Source organism: Azospirillum brasilense, assembly GCF_008365405.1.
Lineage (GTDB): Bacteria > Pseudomonadota > Alphaproteobacteria > Azospirillales > Azospirillaceae > Azospirillum > Azospirillum brasilense_D.
This window is the reverse complement of record NZ_QOKV01000021.1, coordinates 76,834-97,576: the sequence shown is the minus strand read 5'-3', so window position 1 is coordinate 97,576 and position 20,743 is coordinate 76,834. Positions and strand designations below refer to the sequence as shown.

Genomic DNA, 20,743 nt, shown 5'->3' with positions numbered 1-20,743 from the left:
GTGGACAACGGCGCCATTAGAGCCTAGTCATTGGTCCGGCGTGAGAGCCAATTGCGACCTCATTGACTGGACCAATCCGATGCCCGCCGATCTGTCCGACTTGATGCTCCTCCCCATCGACCGGACGGGCGGCGAGCCGCTGCTGCGGCAGGTCTACCGGGAGCTGCGCCGGGCCATCCTGTCCGGCGCCCTGCCGCCCGGCGGGAAGCTGCCACCGACGCGCGCCCTGGCCGAACGGCTCGGCGTCGCCCGCAACACGGTGGTCGCCGCCTATGAGCAGCTTCTGGCCGAGGGCTTCATCGAAGGGCGCGTCGGGGCGGGCAGCTTCGTGTCCCGCGACCTGCCGGACGGGCTGGAGAGTCCGCCGCCGGAGCCGCCCCGCCGCGTCCCCTCCCCGTTGCCATCGGCCACCCCCTTCGGCACCCTCCCGTTCAGCACGGGACGCTGCGCGCTGGACGAGCGCAGTCTGCGGATCTGGCGCAGCCTGACCCTGCGGCACCTGCAACGGCCGGACCCGGTGATGCTCGGCTATGGGGAGCCCGGCGGACCGGCGGCCCTGCGGCAGGCCATCGCCCGCTATCTGCAGACCGCGCGGGCGGTGCGCTGCGAGCCCGAGCAGGTGGTGATCACCGCAGGCGCCCAGCAGGCCATCGATCTCGTGCTGCGGGTGCTGCTGCGGCCCAGCGATCCGGTGTGGCTGGAAGACCCCTGCTACCCCGCGGTGCGCGCCGCCCTGGAGGCCGCGCGGGCGCGCGTCGTGCCGGTGCCCGTCGATGGGCAGGGCTTGGAGGTGGCGGCGGGCGTCGCCGCAGCGCCGGACGCCCGGCTGGCCTATGTCACCCCGTCCTCCCACTACCCGCTGGGGGTCGTGCTGTCGATGGCGCGGCGGATGGAGCTTCTGGCCTGGGCGCGCGCGGCCGGCGCCTGGGTGCTGGAGGACGACTACGACAGCGAGTTCCGCTATACAGGCCACCCGCTCGCCTCGCTCCAGGGGATCGATGGTGGCGGACGGGTCATTTATGTCGGCACCTTCAGCAAGGTCCTGTTTCCCGGCCTGCGGCTCGGCTACGCCGTGCTGCCGCCCGAGCTGCTGGACTCCGTGCTCGCCATGCGCCGCCTGACCGATTGGCACCCGGCGACGCTCTACACGGGCGTGGTGACCGACTTCCTGGAGGACGGTCACTTCGGCCCGCACCTGCGCCGCATGCGCCGCCGCTACACGACCGCGCGGGACGCGCTCGCCGACGCCATCGGCGCCCATCTCTCCCCCTGGATGGAGGCGGAGGTGCCGGAGCAGGGCATGAAGCTGATCGCCCGGCTGCGCCCAGGCCTGTCGGATCGCGACGTGGAGGCGGTGGCGGCCGAGCGCGGAATCGCCGTCCGCCCAGTCAGCCCGATGCACATCGCCGCCCCGCCGTTGCAGGCACTGATGCTGGGATTCACCGGCCACGAGCCGGGCGCCCTGCGCCACGCCGCCCGCGAACTGGCCACCGCGCTGACGGCAGCGCGATTAGACGTCTAATCGCCTTTATTGGGCGCAGAGGTATTAATCCCGAAAAGCCTATCCCCACCATTGCGCTGGCCGGCGCCATCCCCCTTGGCTTTCCTCAGCCGCGAGGCATTTCCAGCCCTACGGGTTAGCCCCGATACCCCGTTTTCGGGCCGCTCCCCTCCCGTCGTTCGGCGCGCCCTACCCCCGATACCCTGTGCAAGGCAGGGCCCAACCTTGCGACGATCAAGCTGCACGCCTGTTGAGGGGTGGCGCCGGTCCTTCGCCGTTTCCAGGCGTTTTTTGCCGGCCTCCAGCCCATTCGAATACGGAGATATTTCTTACAATGTGCGGCATCAGCGGGGAAATCCGCTTCGATTCTCGCCCGGCCTCCGCGTCCGCGGTCGGCTCGATGACCGAAGCCCTGGCGTTGCGCGGCCCCGACGGGCAAGGCGTCTTCGCCCATGGCCGGATGGCTTTCGGCCACCGGCGGCTGAGCATCATCGACCTGTCCGAAGCGGCGCAGCAGCCGATGACCGACCCCGAGTTGGGCCTCGGCATCGTCTTCAACGGCTGCATCTACAATTATCCGGAACTGCGGGCGGAGCTGGAGGCCAAGGGCTACCGCTTCTTCTCGCACGGCGACACCGAAGTCCTGCTGAAAGCCTATCACGCCTGGGGCCGCCGCTTCGTCGAGCGGCTTTACGGCATGTTCGCCTTCGCCATCTGGGAACGGGACAGCGGGCGCGTCACGCTGGGCCGCGACCGGCTGGGCATCAAGCCGCTCTACCTGTCCGAGACGGCGGGACGGCTGCGTTTCGCCTCCACCCTGCCCGCCCTGCTGGCCGGCGGCGACATCGACACCGCGATCGATCCGGTGGGGCTCTACCAATACATGAGCTTCCACGCCGTCGTTCCGGCGCCGGGGACCATCCTGAAGGGCGTGCGCAAGCTGCCGCCGGCCACCCTGCTGACGCTGGAGCCGGACGGGCGCCGCATCGAGGAAACCTATTGGGAGCCGGTCTTCGGCCCGCAGCCCGGCGACGAACGGATGTCGGAAGGCGACTGGCAGGACGCCGTGCTGTCCACGCTGCGCAAGGCGGTGGAGCGGCGTCTGGTCGCCGACGTGCCGGTCGGCGTGCTGCTCTCGGGCGGGCTCGACAGCTCCGTCATCGTCGCCCTGCTGGCCGAGGCCGGGCAGACCGGCCTGCAGACCTTCTCCATCGGTTTCGAGACCGTGGGGCAGGAGAAGGGCGACGAGTTCCAGTATTCCGACCTGATCGCCCAGCGCTTCCAGACCGACCATCACAAGCTGTTCATCGACAGCAACCGCGCCCTGCCCGCCCTTCAGGACTGCGTGCGGGCGATGTCGGAGCCGATGGTCAGCCACGACGCCATCGGTTTCTTCCTGCTCTCGCAGGAGGTCTCCAAGCATGTGAAGGTGGTGCAGAGCGGCCAGGGCGCCGACGAGATCTTCGCGGGCTACCACTGGTACCCGCCGATGATGGAGGCGACCGATCCGCTGTCCACCTACGCCAAGGTCTTCTTCGACCGCAACCGCGCGGAGATGGCCGAGGCGCTGAACCCGCAATATCTCACCGACGAGGACGCGGCGAGCGCCTTCGTCGCCGCCCATTTCGCCCGGCCCGGCGCCGACCGCCCGGTGGACAAGGCGCTTCGCCTCGACACCACGGTCATGCTGGTCGACGACCCGGTGAAGCGGGTGGACAACATGACCATGGCCTGGGGGCTGGAGGGACGCGTGCCCTTCCTCGACCACGATCTGGTCGAGCTGGCCGCCCGCGTCCCGCCGGAGCTGAAGCTGCGCGACGGCGGCAAATACGTGCTGAAGGAGGCGGCACGCAAGGTCGTCCCCTCCGAGGTCATCGACCGGCCCAAGGGCTATTTCCCCGTTCCGGCGCTGAAGTATCTGCGCGGCCCCTATCTGGAGCTGGTGCGCGACGTGCTGAACCAGCCCGCCGCGCGGGAGCGTGCGTTGTTCCAGCCGGCCTATCTGGACCGCCTGTTCAGCGATCCGGAAACCCACATCACGCCGCTTCGCGGTTCGAAGCTCTGGCAGGCCGCCCTGCTGGAGTTCTGGCTGCAAACCCACGGGATCTGAACACCGCATGATGACGATGCAGAATCGCACCCAGACGCCTTTCCGGATCGAACGCGCCCTGGTCTCCGCCCTGATGGACGAGGACTCGCCGCGCCCGAACCGCCGGACGGGGGCGGGGCTTGGGCCGACGCCGCGCGCGGTGGTGAATTGCGGCTGGGGCCGCCTGCTCTTCGCCAACACCTTTCCCGACGTCGGCGAGTTGATCGAGGCGATGCGCCAGGAGGGGCCGGGCCGGCGCGACATCGCGCTGTATCTGGAGGACCCGCATGTGGCGCTGGCCCAGGCGCCGACCGAGCTGTTCCTCGACCCCTCCCACACCTACCGCCTGCGGCTGGCCGGCTTCCGGCCGGGCGGCGAGACTCGCGGCTTCGTCATCGAAACGCTGCGCGGCCGCCAGGACGTCGATGCCGTGAACCGCATCTACGGCGCCCGCGGCATGGTGACCATGGACCCGGAACTCTGCTGGTCGGAGCGCGACAGCCGCGTGCTGACCCACCTGATCGCTACCGACCCGGTCAGCGGGGCGGTCATCGGCTCGGTCACCGGGGTGGACCATGTCCGGGCCTTCAAGGACCCGCAGAACGGTTCCTCCCTGTGGTGTCTGGCGGTCGATCCGCAGGCGGCCTATCCCGGCATCGGCGAGGCGCTGGTCCGCGCGCTGGCCGAGCGTTTCAAGGAGCGCGGGCGCAGCTTCATGGACCTGTCGGTCCTGCACGACAACGCGAACGCCATCGCGCTCTATGAGAAGCTGGGCTTCCGGCGGGTGCCGGTCTTCGCGCTGAAGACCAAGAACCCGATCAACGAGAAGCTGTTCGCCGGCCCGGCGGTGGAGGCCAGCCTCAACCCCTACGCCATGATCATCATCAACGAGGCCCGGCGCCGTGGCATCGGCGTGGAGGTGGTGGACGCGGAGTCCAACCTGTTCCGCCTCAGCTTCGGCGGGCGCAGCATCTTGTGCCGCGAAAGCCTCAGCGAACTGACCTCGGCGGTGGCGCTGTTCCGCTGCGACGACAAGGCGGTGACCCGGCGCACGCTGCTGCGGGCCGGCCTGTCGGTGCCGGACCAGATGACGGCGGCCGGCATGGACGACAACGCCGCCTTCCTGGAGCGCCACGGCAGCGTCGTGGTGAAGCCCGCCCGCGGCGAGCAGGGCCAGGGTATCACCGTGGATGTGCGCGACGCGGAAACGTTGGCCTGGGCCATCGGCAAGGCGAAGAAGATCTGCGAAACGGTCCTGCTGGAGCAGTTCGTGCAGGGCCAGGACGTGCGCATCCTGGTCATCGACTACCGTGTCGTCGCCGCCGCGGTGCGCCGCCCGGCGGAGATCGTCGGCACCGGCGAGCGGACGATCGCGCAGCTGATCGAGGCGCAGAGCCGCCGCCGCGCCGCCGCCACCGGCGGGGAAAGCCGTATCCCGATGGACGAGGAAACGGAACGTTGCGTGCGTGACGCCGGTTTCACCATGGACTCGGTCCTTCCGGAGGGGCAGACGCTGGCCGTGCGCAAGACGGCCAACCTGCACACCGGCGGCACGCTGCACGACATCACCGACCGCCTGCACCACCGCGTGGTGGAAGCGGCGGTGGAAGCGGCGCGCGCGCTCGACATTCCGGTGGTCGGCCTGGATCTGCTGATCCCCGACCTTCTGGGGTCCGACTACGCGATCATCGAGGCGAACGAGCGGCCCGGCCTTGCCAACCACGAACCGCAGCCGACCGCCGAACGCTTCCTCGATCTTCTCTTCCCCTACTCCGCGGTCGATCCGCGAGCGTGACGTTCAGGAGGTGGTATGGAGCAGGCAGCCTTGACACGGACCGGGATCGTCCGTCCGGTCATCGACATGGACTATCTGACGGGGCTTCTCCGCCGCCTGCTGGAGATCCCGAGCCCGACCGGTTACACGGACCAGATCGTCCATTTCTGCGGCGACGAGCTGCACCGGTTGGGCATCCCCTTCGAACTGACCCGGCGCGGCGCGATCCGCGCCGATCTTGCGGGGCGGCAGTACAGCCCGGACCGCGCCGTGGTCGCCCATCTCGACACGCTGGGCGCCCAGGTGAAGATGCTGAAGGCGAACGGCCGGCTGGAGGTCGTGCCCATCGGCACATGGTCGGCGCGCTTCGCCGAAGGGGCGCGCTGCACCGTCTACACCGACAAGGGCAGCTACCGCGGCACCATCCTGCCGCTGAAGGCGTCGGGCCACACCTTCAACGAGGAGATCGACACCCAGCCGGTGGCCTGGACCAACCTGGAGATCCGGGTGGATGCCCGCTGCGAAACCCTGGCGGAACTGCAATTCCACGGCTTCAACGTCGGCGACTTCGTGGCGATCGATCCGCAGGCGGAGTTCGACGCCAGCGGCTTCATCAACTCCCGCCATCTCGACGACAAGGCGGGGGTGGCGGTGATCTTCGCCGCCGCCAAGGCGGTCCTCGACGCCAAGCTGCCGCTGCCGGTGGACTGCCACCTGCTGCTGACCATCTCGGAGGAGGTCGGCTCCGGCGCCTCGTCGGTGCTGCACAAGGACGTGGCGGAGATGGTGACCATCGACAACGGCACCACCGCCATGGGCCAGAACAGCCGCGAGTTCGGCGTCACCGTCGCCATGGCCGACAGCACCGGTCCCTTCGACTATCACCTAACGCACAAGCTGCTGTCGCTGTGCCAGCAGCACGACATCGAGCACCAGCGCGACGTCTTCCGCTACTACCGCTGCGACAGCGCCGCCGCCATCGAGGCCGGCAACGACATCCGCACGGCGCTGGTCTGCTTCGGCATCGACAGCTCCCACGGCTACGAGCGCATCCACGCGGACTCGCTGCGCTCGCTGGCCGAGCTGATCGCGCTCTACATGCAGAGCGATGTGGCGATCCCGCGCGACCGCGTCGGCATGGGACCGATGGGCGCCTTCCCCTGGCAGCCCACCGCCCCCGCAAAGGTCGAGGAGTGATCTTCTCCCCCTCTCCCGCCCCGGGAGAGGGTGCCCGCACAGCGGGCGGGTGAGGGTCGTTCAAGGATCAAGGCGTTTATTCTCAGCGGCACCCTCACCCTTCCCACGCTTCGCGCGGGTCCCTTCCCTCTCCCGGGGCGGGAGAGGGCTTCACACCGCACCCCCCTCAATTCCCCGCCGCCAATTCCGGCCGGGGTGGACCCAGCGGGTCGAGCGGGGTGACGGTCGGCGTCGTCTGGGGCAGCGGGCGGAAGCTCGCCTGCGCCTCGGCGGGCGGCGGCGGGCGCATGCGTGTGCGCCACAGGCCGTAAAGCGTCGCCGACCCCGCCCCCGCCGCGATGAAGCCGAACAGCGCCTCCGGCCCCGCGAAGCCCATGGCCGCGGAGGCCAGCGGCGGGCCGATGATCGCCCCCACCGAGTTGGCGAGGATCAGCCCGCCGCTGACCGACACCACATTGTCCGGCCCGGCGTGGTCGTTGGTGTGGGCGGCGCAGACCGGGTAAAGTGTGAAGGCCAGCCCGCCGAACAGCGGCGCCACCAGCAGCAGCGTCTCCTGCCGCCCGCTGCCCTCCGCCAGGATCATGCCGACGCTGACCAGTGCCAGCGCCGCCGACAGGCCGATGATGACGGCGCGGCGGTCGAAGCGGTCGGACAGCCGCCCCAACGGCCATTGCAGCGCCACCCCGCCCAGGATCAGGGTGCTCATGAACAGCGCCGTCCCCGACACCCCGAAGCCGGAGGTCGCACCGAACACCGGGGCGAGGCCGTAGATGGAGCCGGTGACCGTCCCGCTGATGAAGACGCCGACGACGCCCAGCGGCGATGCCTCGTACAGCCGCCGCAGCCCGTAGGATTCCACGTTGGGCAGGGTCGGCGGCGTGGTCCGCGTCAGCGCCACCGGCACCAGGGCGAGCGTCAGCAGGATGGCGATCAGCATGAAGATGCGCACGCCCGCCGCGTCGTCCAGTTGCAACAGCTGCTGGCCCACCGCCGAGGCGGCGTAGAGCGTGACCATGTAGAGCGACAGGATCTGCCCGCGCGTCTCGTTGTTGGCGGTGCCGTTCAGCCAGCTTTCGATGCAGATGTAGAGGCCGGCCATGCAGAAGCCCTCGGCCAGTCGCAGCACGGTCCACAGCGGCACCGCGGCGAACAGGGCGTGCGACAGTGCCGCCGCCGACAGGACGGAAGCGAAGGCGGCGAAGGCGCGGATGTGGCCGACCCGCGTGATGACCCGGTGGGCGAACAGCGAGCCGCCGGTCAGGCCGGTGTAGAAGGCCGCGGTGATCAGGCCCACCGCGACCGCTCCGGACTCCGTACCGGCCAGCCGCAGGCCGATGAGCGTGCTGAGCGCGCCGTTGCCCAGCATCAGGAATGCGACCCCGAGCAGGAGCGAAAGTACCGACCGTGCAACCTGCGGCATGTGTCCAACCACCCGTTCCATCCACGACAAACCGGCGCCGCAGCCTGGAGGCCACGGCGCCGGCCCTTGGATGGCACCCGCCGGATGGCGAATCAACCCTTGTAATTCACGGAATCGGGGCCGTCCCAACCATTCCACAGAAACGCAGAAGAGGCACCGCTGGGGGAGCAGCGATACCTCTTCCGGTTGAGCGCTTGGTCGTCTCCGGGCGGCTTGCCCGGTGTCCGGCTATTCCGCCGGGGTGGCGATCAGCGTCTCAGGCAGGGTGTCCTTGCGGATGCGCAGGAGTTCCTTCCACTTCTTGAGGGCGGCGATCAGGATCACGAAGCCGAGCGACAGCATGATGATCGAGATGCCGGCGTTGAAGACGTTGTAGCCCTTAGCCAGCGGGTTCAGATAGACGTTGGTAATCATCCAGTAGCCGGCGTAGTTCACCGTCACGAACAGGTAGGCCAGGGGGACGAGGCAGGTCAGCATGTAGACCCGCTTCTGGCCGAGGCGCAGGATGATCGTGGCGCCGATGATCAGGCCGACCGAGGCCATGAGCTGGTTCGACACCCCGAACAGCGCCCACACCGAGTTGATGTCGCCCGACGTCAGCAGGTAGCCCCAGGCCACGCAGGCCAGCACACTCGCGGCGATCGAACCGGGAACCCAGTCGAGACGCTTCAGCGGGGCATAGAGGTCGCCACCCAGGTCCTGGATCAGGTAGCGGGCCACGCGGGTGCCGCTGTCCACCGCGGTCAGGATGAAGACCGCCTCGAACATCACGACGAACTGGAAGAAGTAGGAGGCCAGCGTGCCGAACCACGGGATGCGGGTGAAGATTTCCGTCATGCCGACGGCCAGAGTCACAGCACCGCCGGTGCGGCCGTAAAGGTCGAGGCCGATTTCCTGGCTGAGCCGCGGCAGATCGACGACCTGCATGTTCAGGGCCTGGAAGGCGGCGGGCGAGGAGTTGATGGCGAAATAGTCGGCGGGGTGCAGGGAGGTGGCGGCGATCAGCGCCATGACGCCGACCACGCATTCCGCCAGCATGCCGCCGAAGGCCACGGTGCGGATGTCGCTCCATTTGTCGATCAGCTTCGGCGTGGTGCCCGAGCCGATGAAGGCGTGGAAGCCGGAGATGGCGCCGCAGGCGATGGTGATCGAGATGAACGGCCACACCGGGCCGGCCAGCACCGGGCCGCCGCCATGGATGAAGTCGGTGAGCGCGGGGAAGCGGATTTCCGGGTTGATGAAGACGACGCCGACGACGAGCGCGCCGAACACGCCGATCTTCATGAAGCTCGACAGGTAGCCGCGCGGGGTCAGCAGCATCCACACCGGCAGGGCCGTGGCGAAGAAGGCGTAGATCGGCAGGATCAGCGCGACCGTCTCGGCGTGCAGCGTCAGCCAGCTGCCCAGCACCGTGCCCTGGATGTAGGGGCCGGCGAAGACGGAAGCGGCGATGGCGGCGATGCCGACCTGGGTGGCGCCCTTGGACGAGCCGGTGATCTTCTCGTAGAGGCCGAGCGCCACGGCGATCGGGATCGTCATGAAGACCGCGAAGGCGCCCCAGGCGTTGCGCTCCAGCGCATGGACGACGACCATCGACAGGCCGGCCATGGTGATGGTGATGATGAACAGCATCGCCAGACCGGTGCACCAGCCGGCGACCGGGCCGAGTTCGGCCTTGGCGACCTCCGACAGGGACTGGCCCTTGTGCTTCATCGAGGCGAACAGCACGACGGTGTCGTGCACCGCACCGCCGATGACGCAGCCGATCAGCAGCCACAGGAAGCTCGGCAGATAGCCGAACTGCGCGGCCAGCACGGGGCCGACCAGCGGGCCGGCGGCGGCGATCGCCGCGAAATGCTGGCCGGCGTTCACCCACTTCTTGGTGGGAACATAGTTTCGCCCGTCGGCCAGGATGTGGGACGGCGTCACCTCGGAATCATCGGCACGGAGCACCTTGCGCACAAAGAACACGCCGTAGAAGCGGTAGCAGAGGGCGAGGATGCAGAGTGTCGCGATCACAAATGTTAGGGCGTGATCCATGACAGCTCTCCTTGGAAGGAACTGCCGTCACGGTAGGCCGGGTTTCATCCTCCGTGTGGTGCTCTCCCCGGAGCGGCGCCAGGGCGTGGCGAGCGGTCGGATTGCGGGGGCGAGCGGCGGGCCGGCGCTACAGCCCCGCCGGCCAGCGATGGCGGAACCCCAGCTCCCGCTCCAGGAAACGGGCGCAGCGCAGCAGCCGGTCCTCCTCGTAGGGGCGGGCGATCAGTTGCAGGCCGATGGGCAGGCCGTCGGCCGTCCAGCCGCAGGGGATCGACAGGCAGGGAAAACCGATCAGCGACACCGTGTAGGTGATCGCCAGATAGTCGATGATGGTGGACAGGCGGAAGCCGTTGATCTCTGTCACGTCGCCCTGGGCGTTGGGAAAGGGCGGCACGCTGGCGCTCAGCGTCATCAGGATGTCGTGGTCGCGGAAGAAGGCGGCGAAGCGGCGGTAGAGCGCGCTGCGCTGGGCCTCCGCCCGCAGATAGTCGGCGGCGGTCAGCCCCTTGCCCCGCGCGATGTTCCAGGCGACGGACGGGCTCAGCCGGTCGCCGTCCTGCTCCAGCGTCCGGCCGTAGGTGTGGAAGATGTGCGCGGCGCGCAGCGTGCCGAAGGCGGCGCCGGCCTCCCGGCAGTCGGGGGTGGCTTCCACGAAGTCGCCGAAACGGCCCTCCAACCCGCGCATCACCGCCTCGAAGCGCTCTGCCAGCTCGAGGTCGATCAGGGCGGAGCCGAGGTCGGTGCTCCAGGCCACCCGCAGCGATGACGGGTCGAGCGCGTCGAGGTCCGGCACCGTCCATTCCGGCACAGGAAGGGAGGTCGGGTCGCGCGGGTCCGGCCCGCTGACCGCGGCCAGAGCCAGCGCGGCGTCGGCCACGTCGCGGGCGAGGAACCCTTGGGTCGCCAGCCCGTCCCAGGCCAGCGCGCGGCCCGGGCTGGGGATGCGTCCCGGCGTCGGGCGCAAGCCCACCACCCCGCAGAAGCTGGCCGGCGTGCGCACCGACCCGCCGAAGTCGGTCCCCTGGGCCAGCGGCACCAGCCCGGCGGCCACCGCGGCGGCGCTCCCGCCGCTCGACCCGCCGCTGGTCTTGTCGGGGTCGTAGGGGTTGGCGGTCGGGCCGCACAGCTCGTTGCCGGTGATGGCGCCGAAGCCGAACTCCGGCGTGTTGGTCTTGCCGATGATGATGGCGCCGGCCGCCTTCAGCCGGGCGACGCTGAGGTCGTCGGTGTCGGGGATCAGGTCGGCGTAGAGGGTGGAGCCGTAGGTGGTGCGCAGTCCCGCCGTCAGCGTCAGGTCCTTGATGCCCACCGGCACGCCGTGCAGCGGGCCGAGCGGCGCCTCGGCCTCGACCCGCCGGTCGGCCTCCTCCGCAGCGGCGAGGGCTGCGTCGGGGGCCACGGTGATGAAGGACTTCAGCCCGCCGTCCAGCGCCGCGATGCGCTCCAGGCTCGCCGCCACGAGGTCGCGCGCCCGGAAGCGGCGGGTGCGCACGCCCTCCACCATCTCGGTGGCGCTGAGGCGGAAGAGGTCGGGTGTGCTCACGGGCAAGGTCTCCGGTTGCGGCGGGCCGAGTTTAGAACGGCAGGACCGGGGCGGGCGAGCCCTTGGGCCGCGCCGGGGCGGGCAGACCGCAGGGCAGGAACTCGCCGCGTCCCGGTTCGGCCAGCAAGGCACCGTCGCGGCAGATCACCTCGCCGCGGGACAGCGTGACGACCGGCCAGCCGGTGACCTCGATCCCCTCATAGGGCGTGTAGTCCACATTGTGGTGCAGGATGCCGTTGGTGATGGTGACCGTGCGCGACGGGTCCCAAAGGGCGATGTCGGCGTCCGCCCCCACGGCGATGGTGCCCTTGCGCGGGTGCAGGCCGTACATGCGGGCGGGGTTGGCGGCGGTCAGTTCGACGAACTTGGTCAGCTCCATCCGGCCCTTCATCACGCCCTCGGAGAACAGCAGCGGCAAGCGCGTTTCCACGCCGGGGATGCCGTTGGGGACGCAGCGGAAGGGCGCCTGCTCGCCATGCACCTTCTTGCCGCCCGGCCCGTCGAAGCGGAAGGGCGCGTGGTCGGAGGAGAAAACCTGGAAGGCGCCGCCGGTCAGCCCGTCCCAGATCACTTTCTGGTTCGCGGCGTCGCGCGGCGGCGGCGAGCAGATGCACTTGGCGCCCTCGAACCCCTCACCGCCGAGGTCGTCGGCGGTCAGGAACAGGTACTGCGGGCAGGTCTCGGCGTAGATGCGCAGGCCGCGGCCCTGCGCCCAGCGGATCTGCTCCACCGCGTCGGCGCCGGAGACGTGGACGATCAGGATCGGCACGTCCACCAGCTCCGCCAGGGAGATGGCCCGGTGGGTGGCCTCGCGCTCGGCCACGCGGGGGCGGGAGACGCCGTGAAAGAAGGGGGCGGTCTGGCCGGCGCGCTCCAGCTTGTCGGTCAGCCAGGCGATGCAGTCGGCGTTCTCCGCGTGCATCATGACCATGGCGCCCTCGGAGCGGGCGATGTCCAGCACCTCCAGGATCTGGCGGTCGTTCAGCTTCAGCGCGTCGTAGGTCATGTAGATCTTGAAGGACGTGTAGCCTTCGCGGATCAGCGCCGGCAGCTCCTGGCCCAGCACCTGCTCGGTGGGGTCGGTGACGATGAGGTGGAAGGCGTAGTCGATCAGCGGCTTCCCGGCGGCGCGGCGGTGATAGTCGTCCACCGCGGCGCGCAGCGTCTTGCCCTTCTCCTGGCAGGCGAAGGGCAGCACGGTCGTGGTGCCGCCGAAGGCCGCGGAGCGGGTGCCGGTCAGGAAATCGTCGGCCATGACGGACTCGTCGCCGGTCGGCTGGTCGAAATGGACGTGGCCGTCCACCCCGCCGGGCAGAACGAGCAGGCCGGCGGCGTCGATCTCCTCCCGCCCGGCGGCCAGCCCCTCGCCGAGCGCGGCGATCCGCCCGCCGCGCACGCCGACGTCGGCCTTGAACACGTCCGACGCGGTGGCGACCGTGCCGTTGCGGATGACCAGATCGAAGTTCATCGTCGTTTCTCCCATCGTGACGCATTTGCCCCGCGTGACGCATCGGCCCCCTCCCTAACCCTCCCCCGCCGATGGCGGTGGAGGGGACTGATCTCCCTCTCCCGCGAAGCTCTCTCGCAAACCAAAAGTTTGCGCTGACGCGGCAGGCGGACCTTCGGTCCGCCGAGAGCGGGGGAGGGTCGGGGAGGGGGCGGCATTTCCCTCAGCCATGCAGCTCGCGGAACAGGCTGCCCCAGCCTTCGACGCGGCGGGTGTCCACGCCGGTCATGCGCAGCGCCTTCCACACCACCGTGGACACCGTGTCATAGACAGGGATGCCCAGCGCCTTCTCCATGCGCTCCGCCACCGGGGCGCCGCGCATGTTGGTGCAGATGATGGCGATGGCCTCCGGCTTGGACTCCGCCACCTCCAGGCACATGCGCTCGATGGTCTCCTCTTTCACTTCAGAGAAGGAGAAGTTGCCGCGATCGTTCAGGTGCCGCTCCGCCACCACCTCGAAGCCGGCGGCGTTGTAATTGGCGACCATCTTCTCCTGGATCTCGTCCAGATAGGGGCTGACGATGGCGAAGCGCTTGCGCCCGGTCGTCTCCAGGATCTCGTTCAGCGCGAGCATGGAGGTGCAGGCGGGAATGCCCGTCTCCGCTTCGATGGAGGCGCATAGCTTCTCGTCGGCCGCGAAGCCGAGCCAGCCGGCCGAGGTGCCGTTCCAGCCGATCACGTTCAGCCGGGCGTCGGCCAGCAGCCGGGCGGCGTCCAGGAAGGGCGCGTCGGTGAACTGGTCCAGAGCAGCGGCGCGCAGCGAAATCTCCTTCACCGTGAAGCGCCCGAAATGGGCGGTCACCTCCGGCAGGCCGCTCAGCATCGCGGAGGTGACGGGCTCCAGCACCGTGTTGGAGGAGGGGGTCAGCATGCCCAGAAGGACGCGGTTGCTCATATCCATGGTTCTTTCGGTCAGGCGCGCGCCCACAGCGCGCGGGCGGCCTTGTCGGCCTCGGTGCAGATGTCGTTCAGGTCGGCGCGGACGGGGCGCCCGTCCTCGACCAGGGTTTCGCCGTCCACCAGCACCATCTCCACGTCGCGCCCCTGCGCAGTGTGGACGAGCGTGCCGAGTGGGTTGATCAGCGGGCGCAGATGCGGACGGCGGGTGTCGAAGACGACGAGGTCGGCCTTCTTGCCCAGGGCCAGCGTGCCGATCTCGTCGGCCATGCCGACCGCCTGTGCGCCGCCCAGCGTCGCCATGCGGAAGACGTCGGCGGGCTGCCAGGCGGCGGTGACCCCGCCCTGCTGGATGCGCGCGGTGGCAAGCGCCCAGCGCATCGCCTCCACCATGTCGCCGTGCTGGGTGTCGGTGCACAGCGCCAGATTGACGCCCGCCTCCTTCAGCGTCGGCGTCGGGGCGAGCCGGCCCGAGGCGGCGTTGCATTTCGGCACATGGACCGCGTGCGCCCCGGCGCGGGCGAGCCGGGCGATGTCGGCATTGTCCACATAGAGGCAGTGGGTGGCGAGCAGCCGGTCGTTCAGCAGCCCGCACGCGTCCAGCAGTTCCGCCGGGGTCAGGCCGGTGGAGGCCTTCACCCGCTCCACCTCCACCCGGCTCTGCGCCAGATGGGTGTTGACGCGCATGGAGCGCTTGGCGGCCTCGTCGGCGAGGGTGCGCAGGAAGGCGGGGGAGCAGGTGTCGGGCGCGTGGGCGGCCATCTGCACGCGGATGCGCCCGTTGTTGGCGCTATCCCAGCGGTCGTGCAGGTCGAGCGTCCGTCGCAGCAGGTCGCTGCCGATGGCGGCGTCGAAGCGCCATTCGCCCTGGGCCACGCGGGCGAAATCCACGTCGTGGACGCGCCAGCTCGCATGGACGCGCAGGCCGAGGTCGGCGATGGCGTCCAGCGTCGCGTCGGCGTGGACGAAATGGTCGCAGATCAGCGTGGAGCCGGAGAGCAGGGCCTCCACCGCGCCCAGCCGGGCCAGCGCGCGGGCCTCCTCCGGCGTGGCGTCGGTCCCCTTGGGCACGCCCGGCGTGTAGGAGGGGGCGAAGCCGAGATCGGCGGCGACGCCGCGCACCATCACCAGGACGGCGTGCAGGTGCGCGTTGACGAAGCCCGGCGTGACCACCCGCCCCGGCAGGTGGCGGGTCTCGGCGGCGGCGGGAAGTCCCTCCGCTTTCGGGCCCGACGCCGGGGCGAGGTGGACGATGCGCCCGTCGCGGATGCCGATGGCGGCGTCCTCGATGACGCTGCCGACGGCCTCCCCGGTCAGGGCGGTGACGCCGGTCAGCAGCAGGTCGAGCCGGCCGGTCAAGCGACGGCGGCCTGCCGTTGCTGCATGCCCTCCTCGCGGATCAGGTTGAGGATGTGGCGCTTGTGGTCGTTGAAGCGCGGGCCGGTGGTGTCGCGCGGGCGCGGCAGGTCGAGCGCGATCAGCTCGCGGATGCGGCCCGGACGGCTGGTCATCACGGCGACGCGGGTGCCCAGCACCAGCGCCTCGTCCACGCTGTGGGTGACGAAGACGACGGTGCAGCGCTGCTTCTGCCAGATGGCGACCAGCTCCTCCTGCATGTCCATCTTGGTCTGGGCGTCGAGCGCGGCGAAGGGCTCGTCCATCAGGATGACCTGCGGGTTCAGCAGCAGGGCGCGGGCAATGCCGACGCGCTGGCTCATGCCGCCCGACAACTCCGCCGGGAAATGGTTCTCGAAGCCGCGCAGGCCGACCATGTCGATGTATTCCTGGGCGGCGTCGCGCCGGTCGGCCTTGCGCCAGCCCTTCAGGCGCAGGTGGAAGGCGACGTTCTCCCACACCGGCAGCCAGGGCATCAGGTTGGCCTGCTGGAAGACCATGCCGCGGTCGGCGCCCGGCCCATTCACCGGCTTGCCGCCGACCGTCACGCTGCCTTCGGTCGGCTTCTCGAAACCGGCGATCATGTTCAGCAGGGTGGACTTGCCGCAGCCCGACGAGCCGAGCAGGCAGAGGAACTCGTTCTTTTCCACCGACAGGCTGACGTCGTCGATGGCCAGCAGGTCGCGCTTGCGCTTGGCGTCGCGGAAGATCTTGGTGATGTTCTGAAGCTCGATGGAAGCCATCGCTCAGCCCTCCCGGCTCTGGAGCGTGGAGCCGTGCTGCCAGTGCAGCGCGGCGGACATCAGGACCTTGATAAGCGCGTCGGTCGCGTAGCCGAGCAGGCCGATGCTGGCCATGGCCGCGAGCACGAGGTCGTAGCGCAGGAAGTAGTAGCTGTCCCACAGCACGTAGCCGAGGCCGCTCTTCACCGCGACCATCTCCGCCGTCACGGTGAGCATCCAGGCGGCGCCGATGCCGATGCGCAGGCCGGCGAAGATGCTGGGCAGGGCCGCCGGGAACACGACGTGGCGCAGCAGTTGCTGCTCCGTGGCGCCCATCATCGAGGCGGCGCGGATCAGGTTGCGGTCGGCGGTCTTCACCCCGTGGATGGTGTTCATCAGGATCGGGAAGAAGGCGCCGAGGAAGACCAGGAAGATGGCCGGCTTGTTGGCGATACCGAACCAGATGATCGCCAGCGGAATCCACGACACCGGCGGCACCGGGCGGAGCATCTGGAGCGTCGGCTCCACCGTCCGCTCAACCCAGCGCCACCAGCCGATGGCGATGCCCAGCAGCACGCCGCTGACCACCGCGATGCCGTAGCCGGCGGCGACGCGGGTGGCGCTGGACAGGGCGTCGGCGAGCCAGCGGCCGGTGTTGCCCTGCGAGGTCTCGTCGAAGCCGAAGATCCAGTCGCCCCAGGTGTGCAGAACCACCGACGGGGCCGGCAGCAGCGCCGCCGGCAGGAAACCGGACCGGGAGAACACCTCCCAGGCGGCCAGGATGAAGAGAGGAACGACGGCGCGCTCCCAGGATTTCGACAATGCCGTCATGGCCCGGTTTCCCTATCCCGTCGAAGATGTTCGTGGGTTTCGCCCTAACCCTCTCCCCAGAGGGGAGAGGGAACTGGGCTTCGTGGAGAAAAGTGCTCTTAAAAGCCCAGCTCGCTCTTCGGCTTCTTGGTCACAGCTTCGAGGAAGGTGTAATCCAGGTTCTTCTCCGCGGCGGCGGTGACGTCGTTGGAGATGTACTTGAGCTCACGCATCATCGTGGCGATGGCGAGCGTGCTGTCCTTGTGGATAGCGTAATCCGGAGAGGCGTTCTTCAGCGCCTCGGTAGCGACGGCCTTGTCCATGCCGGTGTATTTGTTGATGACGTCCACCCACACGGTCTGGTCGGACTTCAGCTTGTCCACCAGGGCGACGACCGAGCCGACGGTGGCCTCGACCGCCTTCGGATGGTCCTTGATGACGTCGGAGCGGGTGACGATCAGGTTGGTCAGGTTGCCGGCGGCCTGGTCATAGGGCATGGCGAAATGCGTGCCGACGCCGGTCTGGCGGATCTGCGAGGCGAAGGGCTCCACCGTGCAGATCACATCCACCTCGCCGCGCTGGAGGGCGGCGGCGTGATCGGACGGGTTCGGGATGTTGATGAACTGCACGTCCTTGTTGACGTTGATGCCGTGCTTCTGGAGGGCGCCGCGCATGTGGATGTCCTGCGCGTTGCCGCGCGACGCCGCGACGCGCAGCGGCTCGCCCTTCTCCTTGCGCTCGGCGATCAGCTTTTTCAGCCCGTCCCAATCATCGGCCTTCAGGGCGATGCCCTTGCCGACGACGATCTCCGACCCACCGTTCACCTGACCAGACACCGCCACCACGTCGAAGCCCTTATCGAGCGCCGTGATGTAATGCAGGTAGGTGACCTGGGCCATGTCGATGCTCTTCGACACCAGCGCAGTCAGCACGTCGTTGCCGGAGTTGAAGTTGATCGCCTCGATCTCCACGCCCTTGGCGAGTTCCGGGGTCAGCGCCATCGGCAGGCAATGGGCGCATTTGGCGAAGCCCAGCTTCAGCTTCTCCGCGTCGGCGGCCTGCGCCGTCGCGGCGGCGGAGAGGGCGAGGAAGGCGGCGGTGACGGTCGTCAGGGTGAGGGACCGGAACGTCATGAAAGAGGTGCTCCCGATGCGGTTGCGTCCCTCCTCCTTTCGCAAAGCCCGTGCCAAATTGTATACAATATTATAATCGTCAATTTATTGGCTGTTTTCAGCCGTTTAGGACATATTGAAGGAGGCTGGCCGCGCGGAGGCGGACTTGCCTGTTTTTTGGGCGCGACGCATCTTTTCGGTATGCATGCCCAAGTATGCAGCACTTTCGGGGGTGGTGGGTCAGGATGGACAGGATCAAGACCATGAAGGCGCCGGCCCGGCCGATCCGCCGCGCAACGCTGCATCATTCCGCGGTGGAGGAACTGCGGGCGATGATCCTAGATGGGGAGCTGCCGCCCGGCGTCCGCGTCCCGGAGGTGCAACTCTGCGAGCAGTTGGGAATCTCCCGCACGCCGCTGCGCGAGGCGCTGAGGGTCCTGTCGTCGGAAGGGCTGGTGGAGCTTCGCCCGCACCGTGGGGCCATCGTCGCCCCCGTGGACCCCGGCGAGATCGGCGCGATCTTCGAGGTGATGGACGCACTGGAGCGGCTGGCCGGGACGCTCGCCTGCCGCAACGGCTCCGACGCGGAGTTCGCCAAGCTCGACCGCATGCACGACCAGCTGGTCACCCAGCACGAGGCGGGGGAGCGCGCGGCTTACTTCCTGACGAACCGGCAGATCCACGCCCAGATCGTCGCCATGGCCCGCAACCCGGCGCTGGAGGCGACCTACGCGGGCTTCGCCGCCAAGATCCTGCGCGCCCGCTCGCTCGCCAACTACGACACCGGCCGCTGGCAGGAGTCGGTGGACGAGCATGAGGGCTTCATGGCGGCGTTCCGCCGCCGCGACGCCGAGGAGGCCGGCGCCCTGCTGGCCGACCACAGCCGCCGTACCGCGGTGGCGGTCATTCAGGCGCTGCGCCAGCCGGCGGTTCAGGAGGGCGGGGCAGTCGCCAGCGCCGCGCCGATGGACGTAGACTGATTCGTTCGATTAAGGCTTGAATTATGCTGCGCTGCGGAATATATTAGTTTCACTGACGCCTTTTCGGGCGTTTCCTCCCTAGACTCAAGGCCGCCGGAGCAATCCTGGCGGCCTTTTTCTTTGCCCGGAACGCGCCATCGGCGCTGTGTGCGGCGCGGCAATGGATTGCAATGTCTGGTGGTGAAGCAAGGTCCTGAAAGTGAAACACGCTGCCGCCGTCAAAGCCCTGCGGGGGTGCTGGGGCTTGAGGCATGCAGCGTGTCGCATTGTGTGCGCGCCTTTGTTTTTATGCGGCGCGCCCCTTGCTTTCACGGACTACCGAGTCCTCCCTAGACTCCGGCCTGACGCTGTTCGCAGCGCTACGAAAGATAGACCATACGTACCCGCATGATGTCAATGGGCACAGCGGCCGGAGGAGTATGTTTTTTCGCCTATGACCTTGCGCTGGAGCCCATAAGTTCCAAGCGAATCGGAACATGACCGCCTGCCATTGTAGGGCCGGGCCGATTGCAGCGCGTACCATCGCCGCCTTGGTTCAGTCATGCCCGCCGGGCATCGGAACCGACAACGCGGAGGAAGCACCATGGCCGACGAACGGAACCCGAACCAGATGGGCAGCCAGGACGAGCGGAAGCAGGGGCAGCAGACCCAGGACAATCCGAAGAACCGGCAGCAGGGGCAGGACCAGGCGAACCGGCAGCAGCAGGACATGGACCGCGACCGGGACGAGAAGGGCGGGCAGCAGCGCTGACCGCGCATCGCGGGAGGCGGGACATGATGTCCCGCCCCTGCGGCGGGTTTGCGGCGTGCCGGTTTTTTCGGCATACACTGGGGCGGCCGACCGGCCGCCCCTTTTTCGTGTGGACGGTCCGGCTTCCGCTGGGAGGAGAGAGGACGGACCATGACCTACTGCGTCGCCCTGTATCTGGAGGACGGCTTGGTGATGCTGTCGGACACGCGCACCAACGCGGGGGTGGACCACATCTCCATCTTCAGCAAGATGCACGTCTTTGAAGAGCCGGGCGACCGCATGATCGCCCTGATGACCGCCGGCAACCTGTCGCTGACCCAGTCGGTGATCGCGCTGATCCAGGAAGGGGTGGAACTGGACGGCGAGATCCGCACCATCTCCAGTGTGAACAGCATGTTCCAGGCCGCCCAGCTCGTCGGCGCCGCCGTCCGTCAGGTGTGGAAACGGGACGGGCACGCTCTGAAGGAGCAGCGGGTGGATTTCGACCTGTCCATCATCCTGGGCGGCCAGATCCGCGGGGACCGGGTGCGGCTGTTCCATGTCTACGCCGCCGGCAATTTCATCGAGGCGACCGCCGACAACGCCTTCTTCCAGATCGGCGAGCACAAGTATGGCAAACCGATTCTCGACCGGGCGCTGAATCACAACACGCCGATCGAGGAAGGGATGAAGCTGGTGTTGATTTCCATGGACAGCACGCTGCGCTCCAACCTGACGGTGGGACTGCCGCTCGACCTGATCGCCTACCGTCGCGATTCCCTGAAGCTGGAGACGCGGCGGCGGATCGGCGAGGACGATCCCTGCTTCAAGGAGATCAGCGACGGCTGGTCCCAGGCACTCCGCGAGGCGTTCCGCTCCCTGCCGCCGCCGCGCTGGGCCGACTGAAGAAAGCGGGCCAAGGCGCAGCTGAAATTTTAGGCACATTCGGCGGGCAGTCTGCCCAGCTTAGCGCCGCGCCCGAACGATGACCTTGGGGTGAACACCAGAGTATGCGGGGGTGCGGGG

Annotated in this window: 15 protein-coding genes and 1 pseudogene; 7 read left to right on the top strand and 9 right to left on the bottom strand. The window is 68.6% G+C overall.

The annotated features are described in order from the left end of the window. Positions 1-79: 79 nt before the first annotated feature. The 4 genes from pdxR to DS837_RS25360 all read left to right on the top strand — a co-directional run bounded on the left by pdxR (position 80) and on the right by DS837_RS25360 (position 6,561). Positions 80-1,522, top strand: coding sequence for a MocR-like pyridoxine biosynthesis transcription factor PdxR (gene pdxR / locus DS837_RS25375; protein WP_149167271.1), 1,443 nt, complete (start codon positions 80-82; stop codon positions 1,520-1,522). A gap of 313 nt (positions 1,523-1,835) precedes the next feature. Next, positions 1,836-3,611, top strand: a complete 1,776-nt coding sequence (locus DS837_RS25370) for an N-acetylglutaminylglutamine amidotransferase (RefSeq protein ID WP_149167270.1) — start codon at positions 1,836-1,838, stop codon at positions 3,609-3,611. Positions 3,612-3,618: 7 nt separating this feature from the next. Then, positions 3,619-5,385: an N-acetylglutaminylglutamine synthetase gene (gene ngg, locus DS837_RS25365; RefSeq protein WP_149167269.1), complete on the top strand. Its 1,767-nt coding sequence runs from the start codon at positions 3,619-3,621 to the stop codon at positions 5,383-5,385. 30 nt (positions 5,386-5,415) lie between these two features. Next, entirely contained in the window at positions 5,416-6,561 is a 1,146-nt protein-coding gene (locus tag DS837_RS25360) for an osmoprotectant NAGGN system M42 family peptidase (protein WP_425599274.1), read from the top strand. 166 nt (positions 6,562-6,727) lie between these two features. On the opposite strand, the gene DS837_RS25355 is transcribed toward DS837_RS25360, so the two are convergent. The 9 genes and pseudogenes from DS837_RS25355 to DS837_RS25315 all read right to left on the bottom strand — a co-directional run bounded on the left by DS837_RS25355 (position 6,728) and on the right by DS837_RS25315 (position 18,028). Next, on the bottom strand, positions 6,728-7,981 hold the full coding sequence (locus DS837_RS25355) for an MFS transporter (RefSeq protein WP_149167268.1): 1,254 nt from the start codon (positions 7,979-7,981) through the stop codon (positions 6,728-6,730). Positions 7,982-8,209: 228 nt separating this feature from the next. Then, on the bottom strand, positions 8,210-10,021 hold the full coding sequence (locus DS837_RS25350) for a carbon starvation CstA family protein (protein ID WP_035679491.1): 1,812 nt from the start codon (positions 10,019-10,021) through the stop codon (positions 8,210-8,212). Positions 10,022-10,148: 127 nt separating this feature from the next. Further along, a complete protein-coding gene (locus tag DS837_RS25345; RefSeq protein ID WP_149167267.1) occupies positions 10,149-11,564 on the bottom strand; it encodes an amidase in 1,416 nt (471 codons plus the stop codon). A 31-nt stretch (positions 11,565-11,595) separates the two neighbouring features. Continuing rightward, positions 11,596-13,074, bottom strand: a pseudogene (hydA, locus tag DS837_RS25340) (dihydropyrimidinase); the annotation flags it as partial. Between the two features lie 160 nt (positions 13,075-13,234). Further along, positions 13,235-13,966: a maleate cis-trans isomerase family protein gene (locus DS837_RS25335; RefSeq protein WP_149167265.1), complete on the bottom strand. Its 732-nt coding sequence runs from the start codon at positions 13,964-13,966 to the stop codon at positions 13,235-13,237. 17 nt (positions 13,967-13,983) lie between these two features. After that, positions 13,984-15,327: an amidohydrolase family protein gene (locus DS837_RS25330; protein WP_149167264.1), complete on the bottom strand. Its 1,344-nt coding sequence runs from the start codon at positions 15,325-15,327 to the stop codon at positions 13,984-13,986. Further along, complete coding sequence (locus tag DS837_RS25325) at positions 15,324-16,106, bottom strand: ABC transporter ATP-binding protein (protein ID WP_149167263.1); 783 nt, start codon at positions 16,104-16,106, stop codon at positions 15,324-15,326. The genes DS837_RS25330 and DS837_RS25325 overlap by 4 nt, the downstream gene beginning before the upstream one ends. Positions 16,107-16,109: 3 nt before the next feature. Beyond that, a complete protein-coding gene (locus DS837_RS25320) occupies positions 16,110-16,916 on the bottom strand; it encodes an ABC transporter permease (protein ID WP_119507235.1) in 807 nt (268 codons plus the stop codon). A gap of 98 nt (positions 16,917-17,014) precedes the next feature. After that, positions 17,015-18,028, bottom strand: coding sequence for an ABC transporter substrate-binding protein (locus DS837_RS25315; protein ID WP_149167262.1), 1,014 nt, complete (start codon positions 18,026-18,028; stop codon positions 17,015-17,017). 224 nt (positions 18,029-18,252) lie between these two features. Here DS837_RS25315 and DS837_RS25310 point away from each other — a divergent pair, with 224 nt between their 5' ends. The 3 genes from DS837_RS25310 (at position 18,253) to DS837_RS25305 (ending at position 20,623) form a co-directional block, all read left to right on the top strand. Next, positions 18,253-18,987, top strand: a complete 735-nt coding sequence (locus DS837_RS25310) for a GntR family transcriptional regulator (RefSeq protein WP_247890129.1) — start codon at positions 18,253-18,255, stop codon at positions 18,985-18,987. A 583-nt stretch (positions 18,988-19,570) separates the two neighbouring features. Then, entirely contained in the window at positions 19,571-19,738 is a 168-nt protein-coding gene (locus DS837_RS32185; RefSeq protein ID WP_170295972.1) for a hypothetical protein, read from the top strand. A 150-nt stretch (positions 19,739-19,888) separates the two neighbouring features. Then, positions 19,889-20,623, top strand: a complete 735-nt coding sequence (locus tag DS837_RS25305; RefSeq protein ID WP_149167261.1) for a proteasome-type protease — start codon at positions 19,889-19,891, stop codon at positions 20,621-20,623. The last annotated feature ends 120 nt before the right edge of the window (positions 20,624-20,743 follow it).